The organism is Paraglaciecola sp. IT1134 (assembly GCF_058068185.1).
This window is the reverse complement of sequence record NZ_CM176486.1, coordinates 3,852,384-3,867,343: the sequence shown is the minus strand read 5'-3', so window position 1 is coordinate 3,867,343 and position 14,960 is coordinate 3,852,384. Positions and strand designations below refer to the sequence as shown.

The window sequence follows — 14,960 nt, the reverse complement described above, 5'->3', positions numbered from 1 at the left end:
TTTTTTATTTTACTTCTACAGCATCTGCCAACTTCAATACCATTTTTGAACCGATACCCTTAACGTTCGCCAAGTCATCCACTGACCTGAACTTACCGTTTTGTTCTCGGTATGCAACGATGGTGGCGGCTTTTTTGTTACCTATGCCAGGCAAAGAGACAAGCTGCTCGACTGATGCAGTATTGAGATCAATTTTTTGTGTTTTTGATATACTGCTTCCATCGCTAGCCGACTGGGCAAGTACTAACCCTGAGTAACTGACCAACATAAAACATGCAAAAAATAGCGGGGTGAGGATTTTTTTCATGATTAACTCCTTGTTAAATTGTTCCATTTAAGTGCAGTTGCACAAAATTAACCCTAGTCGAGCTTTGTATTTTGGTAAAGAAATAATCCAAGCTAAAAAAAAAGTCAAAAAAAGTGGCCCATTATGGCCACTTTTTTCAGCAGATATTTGAGCTTACAAGCGCTCTAACATCGCTTGGGTGAAATCACTGGTGCCGTGCACGCCACCCAAGTCACGAGTGGTACGATCACCGGATTCTATGACTTGTTTTAGGGCATAACGAATTTTTTCCGCTTGCTCACTCATATCCAAATACTCGAGCATTTGAATAGAAGCCAGGATCACGGATGTGGGGTTGGCCAGATTTTTACCTGCAATATCAGGAGCAGAGCCATGTACCGCTTCAAATATGGCGCAATCAGTACCGATATTAGCACCGGGTGCCATACCCAAGCCACCCACTAAACCGGCACACAGGTCAGATATAATATCCCCAAACAAGTTGGTGGTGACTATTACATCAAATTGATGAGGGTTCATTACCAATTGCATACAGGCGTTATCGACGATCATTTCTGTCGATTCAATATCCGGATAACGCTGGGCTACTTCCCGGGCGACTTTCAAGAATAACCCTGAAGTGGATTTTAGAATGTTTGCCTTGTGTACTGCGGTCACTTTCTTGCGTTTATCCCTGCGGGCCATTTCATAGGCGTATACCAAGATACGTTCGGCGCCGGTGCGGGTGATTTTACTCATCGCTTGTGCTTCGTTGCCATCGGCAGAAACCACTTGGCCTAACCCCGAATACATACCTTCGGTATTTTCACGTACGGTAATGATGTCGATATTTTCATATCTAGCCTTGGTACCCTTGAATGACAATACCGGGCGCAAGTTGGCGTATAACTGGAATTTTTTACGCAGACTCACATTGATTGAGGTAAACCCTTCGCCAACAGGTGTGGTCAGCGGCCCTTTAAGAGTCACTTTATTTTTACCGATAAGGTCCAGGGTTTCCTGGGGTAGTAACTCACCATGATTTTCCAACGCCACTAAACCTGCATCCGCAAAGTCATATGCAAAGTTACAACCGACTTTGTCTAAAATTTGTAACGCGGAGTCGATTATATCCGGGCCTATTCCGTCCCCGCGTATTACTGTTATACGTTGTTGAGTCATAATAAATTCCTTAAAGTTAGTCGTGGCTTTCTATAAAATTGTTCAGCGTGAGCGATATTTTGGGGCGCGATTTATACCACAAATAGCACTTTTTCACCAGTGAAACTATGCCATGGCGCCTCAATCAATTGGCGAATACACATGACAATAGGCCACAGATTGGTCTTTAATTGTCTCGATTTTCTGAGGCTTTAGGTCAAGCAACAGCAAGGCGTCTTTGGCGTACTGTTGCCCCTGTTTGCACAACTGGGGCTCAGCAAAAAACACTTGTCTGGCCATCAGCAAACTCATACCTAATAAGGCCGCCAGTTTCGCTGAACTGCCTTTGCTCGTTTGCGGTTGTGGCATGTGATTATGGGTACGTAATGCAACAATTTCATGACTCGGCTGATGCCAGGCCTCTGCCAGTGCAACAGCTTGCAAGCCTAGTTGTTCTGCTCGTTGGCAAACAACCAGTTGGCTGATATCAAAGATCTGTGTCTCGCCCCTTACCCACTTGCTCTGGATCTTCAGGGCGGGATGGGTAAATAAACCACTGCTGGCAAAATAAGCCAAGGTGCAGGCCTGTTCAGGAAGACCCAGGTCACATTCTTTAGCCAGGCAACTGGCAAGGTAACCTCTTAGTTGGGTGAAGTTGATAAAATGGTGTTGCAGCGGGAAATAATGCTGATTGATCCGGCTAAGCAAAGCCTGTTGCATAATAATGCTGCCGGAACGGGCAAAGCCATGCACCATCAAGCTGTGTTGTATTGCCAAAACAGGCAGTTTTTCGCGGCTGCTCTGAGTCGCTGTGTTTTGCAGATGCACGGCGAATGCCGGCTCTTTAGCGATAGCCTTGGCCAGTTTTTTAATGTCTTGCTCGGGCTGATTCAGTTGGCATTGGATATCAACTAAGGTGCTAGGCGGGTGACTAATGTTGTAACTGTGGTTAAAAGGTGTATTTATAATATCCTCAGACGTTGTTTGTGGAGTCCCTTGGTACTGGGTCCAATCATCGCCCCACCACTGACTAATTTTGTCGAACCGGCTCAGTCCATCGCCGGTAAAACTTCGGTTGATCGTGCTGCGAGCCAGCCGGCTAATTTGCGAAGCCCAATTGGTTTCCTTACCGCTTAAGTTGCGAACCACAACGTCTTGCTTGGTAACCGCCAATACCACGGCATAGCCCGTGTCAGGCAGTCGTATATAGCTGCCTGGTGGCACCAGGCCAGGGTAATCCAGCAGCGGGGCATATAGCTGATAACAGGGGGCAGGGCTGGCAATAATAGTTTTTCTGAGGGCATCGGCAAAATTGAGCTTTTTAAAACGTGCATTTGGGGTGGTTAAAAAGGCGAGTCTGGCCGCAATGACTAATATTGCTTGGTCTTTGCTTAATCGATCTAATTGGCTTATTTGATCACCCAGATTACGATGGATATGGGGGCTTAACTGATAACCCCTCAGCCAGGTTTCTTGCCGGGTTTTTTGCAATACCTGACATAAGCGCCGGTTTAATTTTCCCGCTAATTCCTCGGTATCCTTAGTATAATATTGTTCGATAATTTTCTGTTCGAAAGCAAATAAGGTAATAGCCGCACACATGAGCTGTTGGCTGGTCGTGTCATTTATTTTGTTACGCGCACCAAGTAATGCGCTATACAGGCAACAATTAAAGCTCAGGTTATAAACATAAGGCAGCTTTTTTTTGTAGAGCTGCAGTTGGGCAAAGGTTGCATCTGGGTGGGATTTAGCTACGTGTAATAGCGAGCCACAAAATTTCAGCGTTTGCTGGATCAGGTCGCTAGACAATGGCTCGCTACGATAAGACGACAACAGTGTGGCTAAGCTCTGATACTGCTGTTTAATTAATTCTGCCGGCACAGAGCGAAATTACCTATCGGTTTACGTAATCTTGATAGGCGCTATCACCCCAAGCCACCAACTTATCATTTTCTAGCAACAGGGCAGTACATTCATCCTGGGTGGTGATGCCGTCGGCTTTGATATGCTGAGTGCGGTAAAACAACACCTGCCAGGTATTTTGCGCCGACTTCTTGGCTTCGCTGATGTCCGGGCCCCCGAAAATGGCAAGTATTTGATGTTTGCTCAAACCCAACTCAAGCTTGGAGACTTGGACCTTATTGTATTCTTCTCTGTCTTTCCAATCCATGTCTTGGGGTCTGTCAGGATAAAACAGCAGCACTGCTGCTACAAAAAGCCCATACAAGACCACACCAAAGCCAATTCTCATTAGTATTTTTTTATTCATTGAACGCCAATATCAATTTGTGATTAATCACTTAACAGTGTATACATTTTACGTTTGGGGTGAAGTATATACTAAGCGCGTATCTGTGCTTCTCATCCTATACATCCACCCTGGCACTACTTTACTGCAAAATTTCATAACAAGGCACATATTTGCTACCCGGTAGCTTCATGCGTTGCTGTACCACGAACGATGTCAGCAACTCATCCATCATCTGCATTAATTCACTGTCGCCATTTAATTTAAATGGGCCTTTATCCCGGATGAGTTTAACGCCTTCAGCTTTAACATTACCAGTTACAACCCCAGAAAAAGCTTTGCGTAAATCAGCCGCCAAGCTTGCCTTAGGTTGATCATAATGTAAGTTCAAAGCCGTCATATTGGCATGGGTTGGGGTGAAGGGCTGCTGAAATTCCGGGTCTATTTTCAAAGACCAATTAAAATCAAAGGAGTCACCCGTTTCCTTACGATAAGCCCTGACTTTGGCACGTTTATTATTAATACTTTGTGCCACCAAAACCGGATCGTCGACAATAATTTGGTACAAAGACTGCGCTTCTTTGCCCAGGGTAGCGCCAATAAATTTGTCTATTGCGGCAAAGTAGCCCTGACAAGCCTTAGGCCCGGTGAGAATGATAGGCAATACTTGCTCTTTATTCTGCTCATTAAGCATGATCCCCAATAAATACAGCAATTCTTCTGCCGTGCCGGCGCCACCGGGGAAAACAATGATCGCATGGGACATTCTGACAAAAGCCTCGAGGCGCTTTTCGATATCAGGCATGATCACCAGTTCGTTGACAATTGCATTGGGGGGCTCGGCGGCAATAATACTGGGCTCGGTGATCCCCAAATAACGGCCGGTACGGTAACGTTGTTTGGCATGGCCAATCGTTGCACCTTTCATCGGCCCTTTCATGGCGCCAGGGCCGCAGCCCGTGCAGATATTTAGTTCGCGCAAACCTAATTGATAACCGACGGCTTTGGTGTACTGGTATTCTGTCTCACCTATGGAATGCCCACCCCAGCACACCACTAAATTCAGCTCGGCAGTATTTTTTATGGTTTGAGCATGGCGCATCATATCAAATACTTTATGGGTGATATAAGCGGTTTCAGGTACGCCTGGAAACTCTGCTCCGTTAAAACTTACGCCCATGTGCAACAGATCGCGCAGTACGGAGAATATATGCTCATGTACGCCTTTGATCAGTTTGTCATCCACAAAGGCAATGGCAGGTGGGTTGATCAGTTCTACCTTTACCCCACGCTCACGGCTAATTAAGCGAACATCAAAATCCTGGTGCTTGATAAATAAATCTTCACAATTATCGGTTTCCGCACCGCTATTTAACACTGCCAGGCAGCAATTGCGAAACAACCGATAAAGTAGGCTATCGGGGGATTGATTTAACCTGTCCACTTCAATTTTTGAAAGTTGGCTCATCGACCCGACGGGGTTCAGTTGTATACTCTTCATCTTTTTCCTTAATTCAAATAAAACAGGAATTCATCTTTACTAAAATTACCCGGGCCCGGCACTATTGGTTGAATTTTCAACTGGGTAACTATTGGCGGGCTAATCGCTGCTCAGGGTAAATGCTCTCAAAGTTACTTCTAAAGGGATTAATATCCAGCCCGCCTCTGCGGGTGTAACGAGCATAGACGGTTAGTTTTTGTGGTTGACAGTGGTGCATGATGTCACAAAATATGCGTTCGACACATTGTTCATGGAATTCGTTGTGTTGACGAAACGATATTAAATAGCGTAACAGAGATCCTTTATCTATTTTTTTACCATGATAACGGATCAATACGCTGCCCCAATCGGGCTGATTAGTGATCAGGCAATTGGATTTTAACAGGTGGCTGCAAAGGGTTTCAGTTGTGTCGCTGTGGCCAATTTTTAATATTTGAGGTTGCAAATGATACTCGTCAATCTGGATATCAAGATCATCTATACATTCTGCTTCCAGGGTGCCCAGTTGTAGACCTGGAAACTCTTGGCGACTATAAACTTGTACGTTAACGGGTAAACCCGCGCAGCCGGATAAATCCTTACGAAGCAGCTTTTTCACATCTTCTATGGAGGCTATTTTAGTTTGATTAAAGCTATTTAAATACAGCTTGAAAGATTTGGATTCAATCAGGTTGGGAGAGTTAAATGGAACTTCACAGCGCAGGATGGCGATCTGTGGCTTGCCCTTGAGGTTTAACCAGGAAAGTTCATAACCATTCCATCTGTCTTGCCCGGTAAAAGGTAAGGTGTCGGTTAAATTTAACGCCTGGCGATTTAAATTTCTTGGCACTGCCTGAAGTAGTTCAGGGGAGTAAGTCTCTTTATATTCCGAGATTTTACCGAGACTCAGATGACTTAATAATTCAGATGTGTTGGGTAGTTCGCTCATATTTTGGGCCTTGGCTTACACTGGGTTCATTGTAACTCAAGTCGTTGCTCAGACTAAAATTTTCGCCGCAGAATTACTCTGTTAATGATACATTAGCCGAAATTATAGCCCTAGCTGGAACAGGTATATGAGTTCAACGGTAATCGAAGCGCTGGATGATTTCATGCAACGTTTTAAGCAACACAGCATGATATTTCCGGCGATAGCCTGTATCGAATATGATCCAAAGTGGCCGTCAGAGTGTTATCAGCCGCCGGCGGATCATGAGGAAATAGTCACTGTTAGCTGGCAGCCGGTAAAACGCTGGCCAACCGGAAACCTTTCTGATTTGGAGCAGGCTCTGGAGTTGATCCTTCACCCGGATATTAAAGATTATTATGGCCATTACTGGAGTGAGAATATCTATGCTCACAGCGAGCATGGACAATTGCAATTGCTGCAGGCCTGGAACCTCGAAGATTTTGCCATACTGCAACAAAATTTGGTGGGGCATATATTAATGAAAAGGCGGTTGCGCCAGCCGGAAACCTTATTTTTTGCTCTCACGGATCAAGATGACTTTATCTTAAGTGTGCATAATCAAAGTGGGGAAGTGATGTTGGAACAGGTTGGTTTGCAACCGCAAAAAGTTATAGCGCCTAACTTGGCCGCTTTTTTAACTGATATCACGCCCAGTGACTCGGCCCCAAGCCTGACATAAACCCAGCTTAACCCTTAGCTGTCTCTGTTTGTTAACGCTTTTACGGCCGCAGTTAACTGTAAAACCTGTTGTTCGAGTAAGCTGACCCGCTTGTCCAGATTTGCTGGTGAGTCCTTAATGTTCGGCGGCGTATCGTCTGGCACAAGCACAGTCTGCTTCGGACTATGTTGCCAATTCTGTATGCCTTTGATTATTTCTGGGATGGTTAGTGAGCGCTGTGCACGATTACGCACTAAGGCAACTGTGGGCTTTTTGCCGTCGCTTACCAGCTGCTGACATACGCTAACAATATAGAGTTGGTTGTTGTTCATTTAGTCAATTAGACGAATAAGTAGTGTGATGTCCCATTTAAAACTAATCCGAACCCACTGTAAATATTTAATATTTAGTTAAATCAATAAGATATAGATGTGGCGTTATTTTTGTATACAAGGTTCTACAAGCGCATAAGTAAATAGTGCCTACAACTAAAATAATAAACTCGACTTTCAAGGAGTCATACATGAAAAAACTACTCTTAATCACCTCTCTCGGTTTGACATTAGCCTTATCAGGTTGCGTTATCTCAGTAGATGGTGACGGACGTGATGAATATCACTCAGATTGGCAAGACAGAGAACAAAAAAATCGCAAAAGTATTGCTAATTTGCAACCGCAGCTCAGCATGCAGCAGGTCTCGGATCGGCTAGGGGTGCCAGATTACAGTGAGTTTTTTGAAAAAGATGGTGATAAATACCATGTATTGTATTTTAGAACCCAGCGCAAAGATAGCGACGGTATAACCACAAAAGATGAATGTACCCCACTGGTATTGCGTAATGACATGTTAGTGGGGTGGGGAGATTCAGCCTACGCTCTACTGAATAAATAGGATTGGGGTAAGGGCATCATGGCGTGGGCCTTGATGCCAATTTATATTAGCGAAGGCGAGTATTAAGTTGGTCAATGAGCTCAGCCCACTCCGCATCCTCCAACAGTGCTGTTTTAATAAAGTCGGCCTGCTGCCGGCTCCAAAACTCTGCGTCTTCTATGTGTATGCCCTGGCGCAACCCTTTGTGCTCCGAGATAAATTGCTCTATCTCACCCTCTGTACTGGCTAAACCCAACTGTTCGAATAAATCGCTCATAGTTGTGTGATACTTTTCCATCGATATACTCCAAATAGTGGTTTTTTGTTTTAAATCAAATAATTATTTACAATATATTAACATATGTTGTATGTTCCACTAGCGTATCCAAATCTCCAGGAGAGACCAGCATGGCCATTTCTAACGCGGTCGAGGACCTTAAACTAGACAATATCAAAGCAGTGTATCTGGCTGCTGAGGATCTTAAAATAGCCGCATCGATCTTGTATCAGGCTTATCATGATGACCCGCTTTTTGTAAATATATTTCAGATCGAAAAAGACGGATATGAATCGCGTTTGCGTTCTGCTATACGGGAAGAGTTAAACGCGTTTTGGTTGGCAAAGCAACCGATGATTGGTCTGTTTGACGAAGACCGATTATTGGCTGTTGCTTGTTTAATAGGCCCGGATGCTGCGTTTGGTCCAGGTCGTTTCTGGCATTGGCGGCTCAAAATGTTGCTTACTGCGGGCTTCCTTGGTACCAGACAAATGGTTGATAAAGAGCAAAAAGTAAGAGAGCATATTCCTGCTGAACATTATCATATGCTGTCATTTATAGGCGTGCATCCTGATCATCAACATCACGGTCTTGGTCATATTTTAATGAATGCTATCGACAGTGTCATGTTTGAAGATGACAGGAGTGAGGGGGTCGCAGTGTTTGTAACCCTACCTAAGTGTCTGGCATTTTTTGCTGATGGAAATTACCAGTTGCTTGAAGAATTGCAAGTCGGACAATTCTCTGGCCAGTTAATGTTTCGACAAAAAATTTAATAATTTACTTTTATTGCGTCTATTAAAGTGGATCTGCTATTTAATGAATTTTCTTCCCATAAATCCTCGTAAGAAATAACCCCACACGTTTGTACGAAATCTCGTACAGACGTGTAAGACAAAAGCACTGATATCTGTTGGTTTTGTGCAGGTAAAAAATATAACCGGCTGTTTTTGCACAAAAAATTCCTCAGTATTAGACTTTAGTATAATAACCCCGCGATAATTAAGGGAAACGACTATCGAAAATTTTTCTGGTTGTTATATCTTTATCTGCGTCACAAGGAATCACGACGGATCAGGATGATACAAGGATGGCTTGGACAACCTCATAGATGAGGAATACTGCTAATGGATTTAGCCGTAATAGGGATTATCAGGATAGGCTCGGATATTGAGCAACCCATTTAGGAAATGGTAACAAGGAAAAGGACCACTTAGGGAGGAGTGCCACACTGGAAGTGCCACACAGGGAGTGTCGCAATGGAAGTGCCACATTTAGGATGAATGTGTAAAGGACAAAAGAGCTCATGATGAGCCGCCCATTTAGGAAATGGGTAACAAGATAAGGACCAGCTCAAGGAGGAGTGCCACACCGGAGGTGCCACACAGGGAGTGTCGCAATGGAAATGCCACATTGGACGTGTCGCAGGGATGAATAGATGGAAGTACAAAAAACAAGGATGTAATTAAGGCTTTATTAGCAATGGAGGGCTGAGAAGAACCTTCACTTTTCTGTAAAGGCGTGGCTTGAAGTTTTTCAGGTTAGGCCTTTACGCTTTTAAAGGCCACCGCAGTGGCGGCCTGACGGACAAACGCAGATTAATCAGCCCGGTAAGCTGGTGTATCTACTTTCAATATCGCCAATCCGCTCATCATCAATTCTCCTTGATAACTGTTTTCCCCATTTCCGGAAAATTCAAAAATAAAACCGCTTTGCCAGTCTAACTTGCCTCGATAACTGCCTAAACGGGTTTTATGTCTGGCGACACTTATTAGTTGCAGTTGGTGGGTTTCACAATAAGACGTCAGATACTGGTTAGCCTTCTCGGTGATTGCCCTAATGCGCCAAAATTGCAGACCGATAACGAGGATCACTAACAGCACTGTGAGATCAAAAAGGTTCATCAGGCTTGGCCACTCAATAGTTGACCGATGATCCCGGTGAGCGTGGCAGATTTTTCTGGCCAGCGGAGCACGTCCAAAATACAAGGGCGAATGGAAGGGATCTGAACTAAATCGGTATACAAGCTGATAAATAACTGCTCGTCCAGTTCAGCCAATCGGTTGATGTATAACGCCAGAAGATCTGCATCACTGAAATACTGCCAATGCCTTGCGGCGATCAATACCATAATATTAACGTTAATACCCTGCTCGGATTGTAAGACTTTAATTAGTAGGTTTTTTACCGGTACTTGAGCTGAACTTTGCGACAAGGCTCGCAGTCCATGTTGGAGCTGTGAAACCTGATCTAAATTAGCCTGACACCAGTCGATGAGAAAATGGCTTAGACGTGCGTCGATGACGTGGTTTTCCAGGGAAGCTAACAAGTGTGTTCTCACCTGTGGTGCCAGGTCATAAAAGCTGTTTATAAGTAATGATACCGTGGCTTTTTGGGACGTAAGCGCTGCAATGTCCGCAATCCCCTGCAACGGCACTTGTTGCCAATCTTGTTGTTTGGGGTGCTTAAAATATGTCTGTGCCAATGGATAAAAGGTGCTGGGTGGCAAAGATAAAGCATTGCGACTAATGCTATTAAAATCAGCCAATTGCTGTTGATTTGGTAAAAAGCTATAGGGGTTCTCCGGCAGACTGCCTTTGGGGTCGTTGTTGTATTCAAGTTGTTGGCCCAGGGCATCGGTAATGATCTGCAAAAAATGATTACGGGTCGCCGTAATGACCAGCCCTTGCTCGTCCAGAGGTAACTTTACAAACCAAATATAATGTTCATTGCTTAATTCTCGGCTAAAAAAAATCAGCCCAAACCAAGCGTGTTGTAACCGTGGGTTAGGGGCCGCAAGACTGGCATTTTCTATTTCTAAAAAGGTTTGGTCTGTAACCGGCCGGATCCCCCGGCCCATGTCAAACACCCGGTATTCGGTTTTGGCCTGGAGAAGAAATTCGCTGATGGAGCTGATTTGATTCATGTTTACCTATAAACTGCCGCGAAAACGTACGAAGCACATTAACAATGGTGAATTTATCACCGTTTTTGAATTGGAATTTTATGCAGCAAAGAATGCCACGTAGTGCCTTGGAAGTCCAAACCAAGGCGCTGTTGATTGAACTTGAAACGTCACTAAAAGCCGCAAATTTGTGGTGCTCTGAATGCCCCTCTGATTGGGCTATAAGCAGTACCGCGCCTTTTGCCTGTGATCGCATGTACTTTGAGCAATGGTTACAGTTTGTTTTTATCCCAACCCTAGGTGAGTTACTTGAGCAGGGGCGAGAGTTGCCAAATAAGATTGGCCTATTGCCCATGGCTCAAGAACGATATAAGACGCAACACACAATGGGTGCGGCACTGGGGACTATTGCCAGGTTTGATCTTCTACTCACAGGAGCCAGGGGTTGAGTTTGCAAATATTGTATCAAGACACCTATTTGGTGGCGATTTACAAGCCACCAGGTCTGTTGGTTCATCGTAGCCCTATTGATAAACACGAAACACGTTTTGCCATGCAGATGCTTAGAGATCAGATAGGTCAGCATGTATTCCCGGTCCATCGCCTGGATCGGCCGACCTCTGGGGTACTTATTTTTGCACTTTCATCTGATGTGGCCAGATCACTCAATGAGCAATTTGCCCAACATCAGATCAGCAAGACCTATTATGCAATTGTCCGTGGTCATGTGAAAGAGCCGGGAACTATCGATTATGCCTTGAAAGAAAAACTGGATAAAATTGCCGATAAGATGGTCAAAACTGACAAGCCAGCCCAAACAGCCCAGACATATTACACGCCACTTCGCACCTTCGAATTGCCCTTTGCTGTTGGTAGGTATGCCAGTGCGCGATATTCATTGGTAAAATTAACGCCTAAGACAGGTCGCAAACATCAGTTGCGACGACATATGTGTCACATCAACCACCCTATAGTGGGCGACACCACCCATGGTGATGGTAAACATAACAACTTTGTGCGCCAGCAGTTCACCTTTGATGGGTTAGCTTTAACCTGTCATCAACTCGAACTTCTGCATCCTTTCAGTGACCAACCCCTGACGATAGGCGCGGTATTTGATCCGCGCTTGCAAGCATTGCTCGAACTTTGGGGGCTGAAGGAAAAGGATTTTAGTGAGTTAGATTTGCCGCTGGATAATAGGTAACATTACATCGATAACATTGAGGAAAACAGGAATATGAGTGGAGTAGGTATATTTGTGGGGTCGGTTTACGGCAATGCACAACATGTGGCGGAACAAGTACAAACCATGCTGACGAGTAAGGGGGTGAAAAATAAATTGTATGATGATCCCAGTATTGATGATTTCAAAAACAGTGCGGGTTATATATTCATCAGCTCCACTACAGGCCAGGGAGATATCCCCCCTAATTTGGAATTTTTCATCTCCGACTTGCGAGACATGTTTCCTTTGATGGCACAAAAACCCTTCGCGGTAATAGGTTTAGGGGACAGCAGCTATTGTGATTCATTCTGTGGTGCGGGCGAACAAATACAAGCCTTGTTACTCGAATTGCAAGGTACACCTGTGGCTGAATTATTAAGAATAGATGCGTGTGAAACCCTGGAACCGGAAATAGAAGCGCTGGCCTGGCTGGAGAAGTTGGTGCCGCAATTTAGCTGACAGCGTCAGTATCAAACAATAACATGGGCGCTACTGGGAACTCTGTGCCTTTCCCTTTTAGCGATTGTACGCACCTTAGTGGCTATGGGTACATTAAGCCTGGCGATAATCAAACCCCCAAAGTGGGCAGGACTTGTTAAACGCCAGGCATAAAAAAAGCGCCTAAGCGCTTTTTATCATTTAAGCTTCTGTACTGATATTAAGCCAAGGCTTTAATCTGTGCAGACAAACGGCTCTTATGACGAGCAGCTTTATTTTTATGGATCAAACCTTTAGTTGCCATACGATCAAGCAAAGGTGTTACTGCAGTGTATGCAGTTTGAGCAGCAGCTTTATCACCAGAGGCGATAGCTGCAAGTACTTTCTTTAAAGATGTACGTGTCATCGAGCGACGGCTAGCGTTATGCTGGCGACGTTTCTCAGATTGTAGTGCACGTTTCTTAGCAGACTTGATGTTAGCCAAGTTGGAACTCCCAAAAAATTCTAGTCAAAATTCAAGGGTGCGGATTGTGCCTACCAAAGCAGACTTTGTCAAATGCTTTTACGGCATAAATATGCATAAGACTCCTTATGATGCGAGATTAAGTTTATACCGAGTTATCTGCTGAATGAAAACCAAAGTTGTGTACTTTTTGCCTGATTTTATGACCCAGGCTAACCGTAGGTCTCTTGTTTTACTTCAACAAAGGCTGCTGTTTTTTCTGACAGCACTTCTAACTGTTTTGGCCTTAGCGCATAATGCGCAACCATTATTTGCTTTACGTATTTTCCCCTAAGGAAGCCGAGTGTCGAATCGATTGTTGAAGTCGGGATTAATTGTCAGTTGCATGACTTTCATCTCAAGGGTATTGGGCCTGGTGCGGGATGTCGTTGTCGCCAATTTGATGGGCGCAGGGGCCGCTGCAGATGTGTTTTTTTTCGCCAATAAAATTCCCAACTTCCTGCGCCGCTTATTTGCCGAAGGTGCTTTTGCCCAAGCGTTTATCCCGGTATTAACTGAAGTGCATAATCAGGATGATAAACAGGCACTTAAACAATTTGTGGCCAAAGTTTCCGGCACCCTGGGAGTTGTGGTTACTGTGGTGACTTTTTTCGGGGTAATTGGTTCGCCCGTTGTTACGGCATTGTTTGGCGCTGGCTGGTTTGTCGAATACCTTAACGATGAACCTCAAGGGGCCAAATTCGAGCTGGCATCCTTGATGTTAAAAATCACGTTCCCCTATTTGATGTTTATCTCTTTGGCGGGGCTGACGGGCGCCATTCTCAATACCTTAAACCAGTTTGCCGTCGCGGCGTTTACCCCGGTATTGCTGAATGTGGCTATTATTAGTTGCGCGTTATTTATGGCTGACAGCTTCGAAGAACCGGGCTTTGCGCTGGCGTGGGGGGTGTTTATTGGCGGAATTTTGCAATTTGCCTTTCAACTTCCATTTTTACACCGAGCCGGATTATTGGTTAAACCCCAATGGGGCTGGTCAGATCCCCAAGTGACCAAGGTGCGTAAATTAATGCTTCCTGCCTTATTTGGGGTGTCGGTTGGTCAGCTAAATCTGTTATTGGATACGTTTATTGCCAGTTTCTTGGTCACAGGTTCGATCAGTTGGCTGTATTACTCGGATCGTCTGTTGGAGTTCCCGCTTGGGTTGTTTGGTATTGCCATTGCCACCGTGATCTTACCGACCTTGTCGCGCAATCACGTCACCAGTGATCATAAAGCCTTTAGTGCCAATATAGACTGGGCCTTAAAAATAATTTGTTTGCTGGGGATCCCGGCCTCTGCAGGCTTGATGATCTTAGCAGAGCCTATGTTATTGGTACTATTTCACCGCGGCGAATTTACTGCCTTGGACGCCACTCTGGCCTCTTATAGTTTGATTGCCTATGCCACTGGCCTGTTAAGTTTTATGTTAGTCAAGGTCTTCGCTCCGGGGTTTTTCTCCCGTCAAGATACCAAAACTCCGGTTAAATATGGCATCTGGTGTATGGCAATGAATATGCTGTTCAATTTGATTTTCGCTATCCCCTTTGGCTATTTAGGCTTGGCTATTGCCACTAGTATGTCGGCAACCATGAATGCCGGATTGCTTTATGCCAAATTGCATCAATTAGACGTGTATCGCGTATCGGCCAGTACGCTGGCCTTTCTGGCTAAAGTTTTGACGGCAACCTTAATGATGTCTGCAGCCCTGCTATATTTCAGACCGAGTATTGACAGTTGGCTGACCTGGTCGCTGATGCAGCAAAGTTTGCACCTGAGCATTATGATAGGGGGGGCGGCTTTGGTGTTTATAATCAGTGGGTTAGCAATAGGTATCCGGCCAGGACAACTTAAATCCCGGGTTATTCAGTTAAATTAATGTGCACACAGCCTATTACGGGCTGTAACTATGCGCGTAGTTAGTTATAATCCTTCGTTTTGA

The 14,960-nt window shown here is 44.7% G+C and carries 18 protein-coding genes; 7 read left to right on the top strand and 11 right to left on the bottom strand.

Annotated elements, in window-relative coordinates; all coding sequences use genetic code 11:
- Nucleotides 1–4: 4 nt before the first annotated feature.
- From AC3RV5_RS16920 to queF, 6 genes are all read right to left on the bottom strand, one after another.
- Nucleotides 5–307 (bottom strand): ComEA family DNA-binding protein, encoded by a 303-nt coding sequence (locus AC3RV5_RS16920; protein ID WP_489728763.1) that lies wholly within the window; start codon nucleotides 305–307, stop codon nucleotides 5–7.
- 153 nt (nucleotides 308–460) lie between these two features.
- The gene (locus tag AC3RV5_RS16915) at nucleotides 461–1,468 is read right to left on the bottom strand and encodes an isocitrate dehydrogenase (protein ID WP_489728762.1); all 1,008 of its coding nucleotides are present in this window, start codon (nucleotides 1,466–1,468) and stop codon (nucleotides 461–463) included.
- A gap of 120 nt (nucleotides 1,469–1,588) precedes the next feature.
- Entirely contained in the window at nucleotides 1,589–3,328 is a 1,740-nt protein-coding gene (locus tag AC3RV5_RS16910; protein WP_489728761.1) for an HDOD domain-containing protein, read from the bottom strand.
- A 13-nt stretch (nucleotides 3,329–3,341) separates the two neighbouring features.
- Nucleotides 3,342–3,716: a DUF3192 domain-containing protein gene (locus AC3RV5_RS16905; RefSeq protein WP_489728760.1), complete on the bottom strand. Its 375-nt coding sequence runs from the start codon at nucleotides 3,714–3,716 to the stop codon at nucleotides 3,342–3,344.
- 121 nt (nucleotides 3,717–3,837) lie between these two features.
- Entirely contained in the window at nucleotides 3,838–5,196 is a 1,359-nt protein-coding gene (gene ppnN / locus AC3RV5_RS16900) for a nucleotide 5'-monophosphate nucleosidase PpnN (protein WP_489728759.1), read from the bottom strand.
- Nucleotides 5,197–5,284: 88 nt separating this feature from the next.
- Complete coding sequence (queF, locus tag AC3RV5_RS16895; protein ID WP_489728758.1) at nucleotides 5,285–6,124, bottom strand: NADPH-dependent 7-cyano-7-deazaguanine reductase QueF; 840 nt, start codon at nucleotides 6,122–6,124, stop codon at nucleotides 5,285–5,287.
- 127 nt (nucleotides 6,125–6,251) lie between these two features.
- Here queF and syd point away from each other — a divergent pair, with 127 nt between their 5' ends.
- Nucleotides 6,252–6,824, top strand: coding sequence for a SecY-interacting protein (gene syd, locus AC3RV5_RS16890; RefSeq protein WP_489728757.1), 573 nt, complete (start codon nucleotides 6,252–6,254; stop codon nucleotides 6,822–6,824).
- A gap of 14 nt (nucleotides 6,825–6,838) precedes the next feature.
- On the opposite strand, the gene AC3RV5_RS16885 is transcribed toward syd, so the two are convergent.
- Nucleotides 6,839–7,135: a hypothetical protein gene (locus AC3RV5_RS16885; protein WP_489728756.1), complete on the bottom strand. Its 297-nt coding sequence runs from the start codon at nucleotides 7,133–7,135 to the stop codon at nucleotides 6,839–6,841.
- Nucleotides 7,136–7,326: 191 nt separating this feature from the next.
- Here AC3RV5_RS16885 and AC3RV5_RS16880 point away from each other — a divergent pair, with 191 nt between their 5' ends.
- Entirely contained in the window at nucleotides 7,327–7,695 is a 369-nt protein-coding gene (locus tag AC3RV5_RS16880) for a DUF3192 domain-containing protein (RefSeq protein WP_489728755.1), read from the top strand.
- Between the two features lie 46 nt (nucleotides 7,696–7,741).
- Here the strand turns inward: AC3RV5_RS16880 and AC3RV5_RS16875 are convergent, their stop codons facing one another.
- Entirely contained in the window at nucleotides 7,742–7,972 is a 231-nt protein-coding gene (locus AC3RV5_RS16875; protein WP_489728754.1) for a DUF2789 family protein, read from the bottom strand.
- Between the two features lie 110 nt (nucleotides 7,973–8,082).
- Between AC3RV5_RS16875 and AC3RV5_RS16870 the strand changes: the two genes are divergently transcribed.
- Nucleotides 8,083–8,727, top strand: coding sequence for a GNAT family N-acetyltransferase (locus AC3RV5_RS16870; RefSeq protein ID WP_489728753.1), 645 nt, complete (start codon nucleotides 8,083–8,085; stop codon nucleotides 8,725–8,727).
- Nucleotides 8,728–9,549: 822 nt separating this feature from the next.
- Here the strand turns inward: AC3RV5_RS16870 and AC3RV5_RS16865 are convergent.
- Both AC3RV5_RS16865 and AC3RV5_RS16860 read right to left on the bottom strand, forming a co-directional pair.
- Nucleotides 9,550–9,855 (bottom strand): DUF3301 domain-containing protein, encoded by a 306-nt coding sequence (locus AC3RV5_RS16865; RefSeq protein ID WP_489728752.1) that lies wholly within the window; start codon nucleotides 9,853–9,855, stop codon nucleotides 9,550–9,552.
- The gene (locus AC3RV5_RS16860) at nucleotides 9,855–10,877 is read right to left on the bottom strand and encodes a DUF3549 family protein (RefSeq protein ID WP_489728751.1); all 1,023 of its coding nucleotides are present in this window, start codon (nucleotides 10,875–10,877) and stop codon (nucleotides 9,855–9,857) included. Before AC3RV5_RS16860 ends, AC3RV5_RS16865 begins: the two co-directional genes overlap by 1 nt.
- Before the next feature lie 80 nt (nucleotides 10,878–10,957).
- Between AC3RV5_RS16860 and AC3RV5_RS16855 the strand changes: the two genes are divergently transcribed.
- Genes AC3RV5_RS16855 through AC3RV5_RS16845 form a run of 3 tightly spaced genes read left to right on the top strand, consistent with a single transcriptional unit; the run spans nucleotide 10,958 to nucleotide 12,540 of the window.
- On the top strand, nucleotides 10,958–11,305 hold the full coding sequence (locus tag AC3RV5_RS16855) for a YqcC family protein (RefSeq protein ID WP_489728750.1): 348 nt from the start codon (nucleotides 10,958–10,960) through the stop codon (nucleotides 11,303–11,305).
- Nucleotides 11,302–12,060, top strand: a complete 759-nt coding sequence (gene truC / locus AC3RV5_RS16850) for a tRNA pseudouridine(65) synthase TruC (RefSeq protein ID WP_489728749.1) — start codon at nucleotides 11,302–11,304, stop codon at nucleotides 12,058–12,060. The genes AC3RV5_RS16855 and truC overlap by 4 nt, the downstream gene beginning before the upstream one ends.
- Nucleotides 12,061–12,093: 33 nt before the next feature.
- Nucleotides 12,094–12,540, top strand: coding sequence for a flavodoxin domain-containing protein (locus AC3RV5_RS16845; RefSeq protein ID WP_489728748.1), 447 nt, complete (start codon nucleotides 12,094–12,096; stop codon nucleotides 12,538–12,540).
- Between the two features lie 199 nt (nucleotides 12,541–12,739).
- On the opposite strand, the gene rpsT is transcribed toward AC3RV5_RS16845, so the two are convergent.
- Nucleotides 12,740–13,003 (bottom strand): 30S ribosomal protein S20, encoded by a 264-nt coding sequence (gene rpsT / locus AC3RV5_RS16840; protein ID WP_489728747.1) that lies wholly within the window; start codon nucleotides 13,001–13,003, stop codon nucleotides 12,740–12,742.
- Between the two features lie 322 nt (nucleotides 13,004–13,325).
- Here rpsT and murJ point away from each other — a divergent pair, with 322 nt between their 5' ends.
- Nucleotides 13,326–14,897 (top strand): murein biosynthesis integral membrane protein MurJ, encoded by a 1,572-nt coding sequence (gene murJ, locus AC3RV5_RS16835; RefSeq protein WP_489728746.1) that lies wholly within the window; start codon nucleotides 13,326–13,328, stop codon nucleotides 14,895–14,897.
- Nucleotides 14,898–14,960 lie beyond the last annotated feature (63 nt).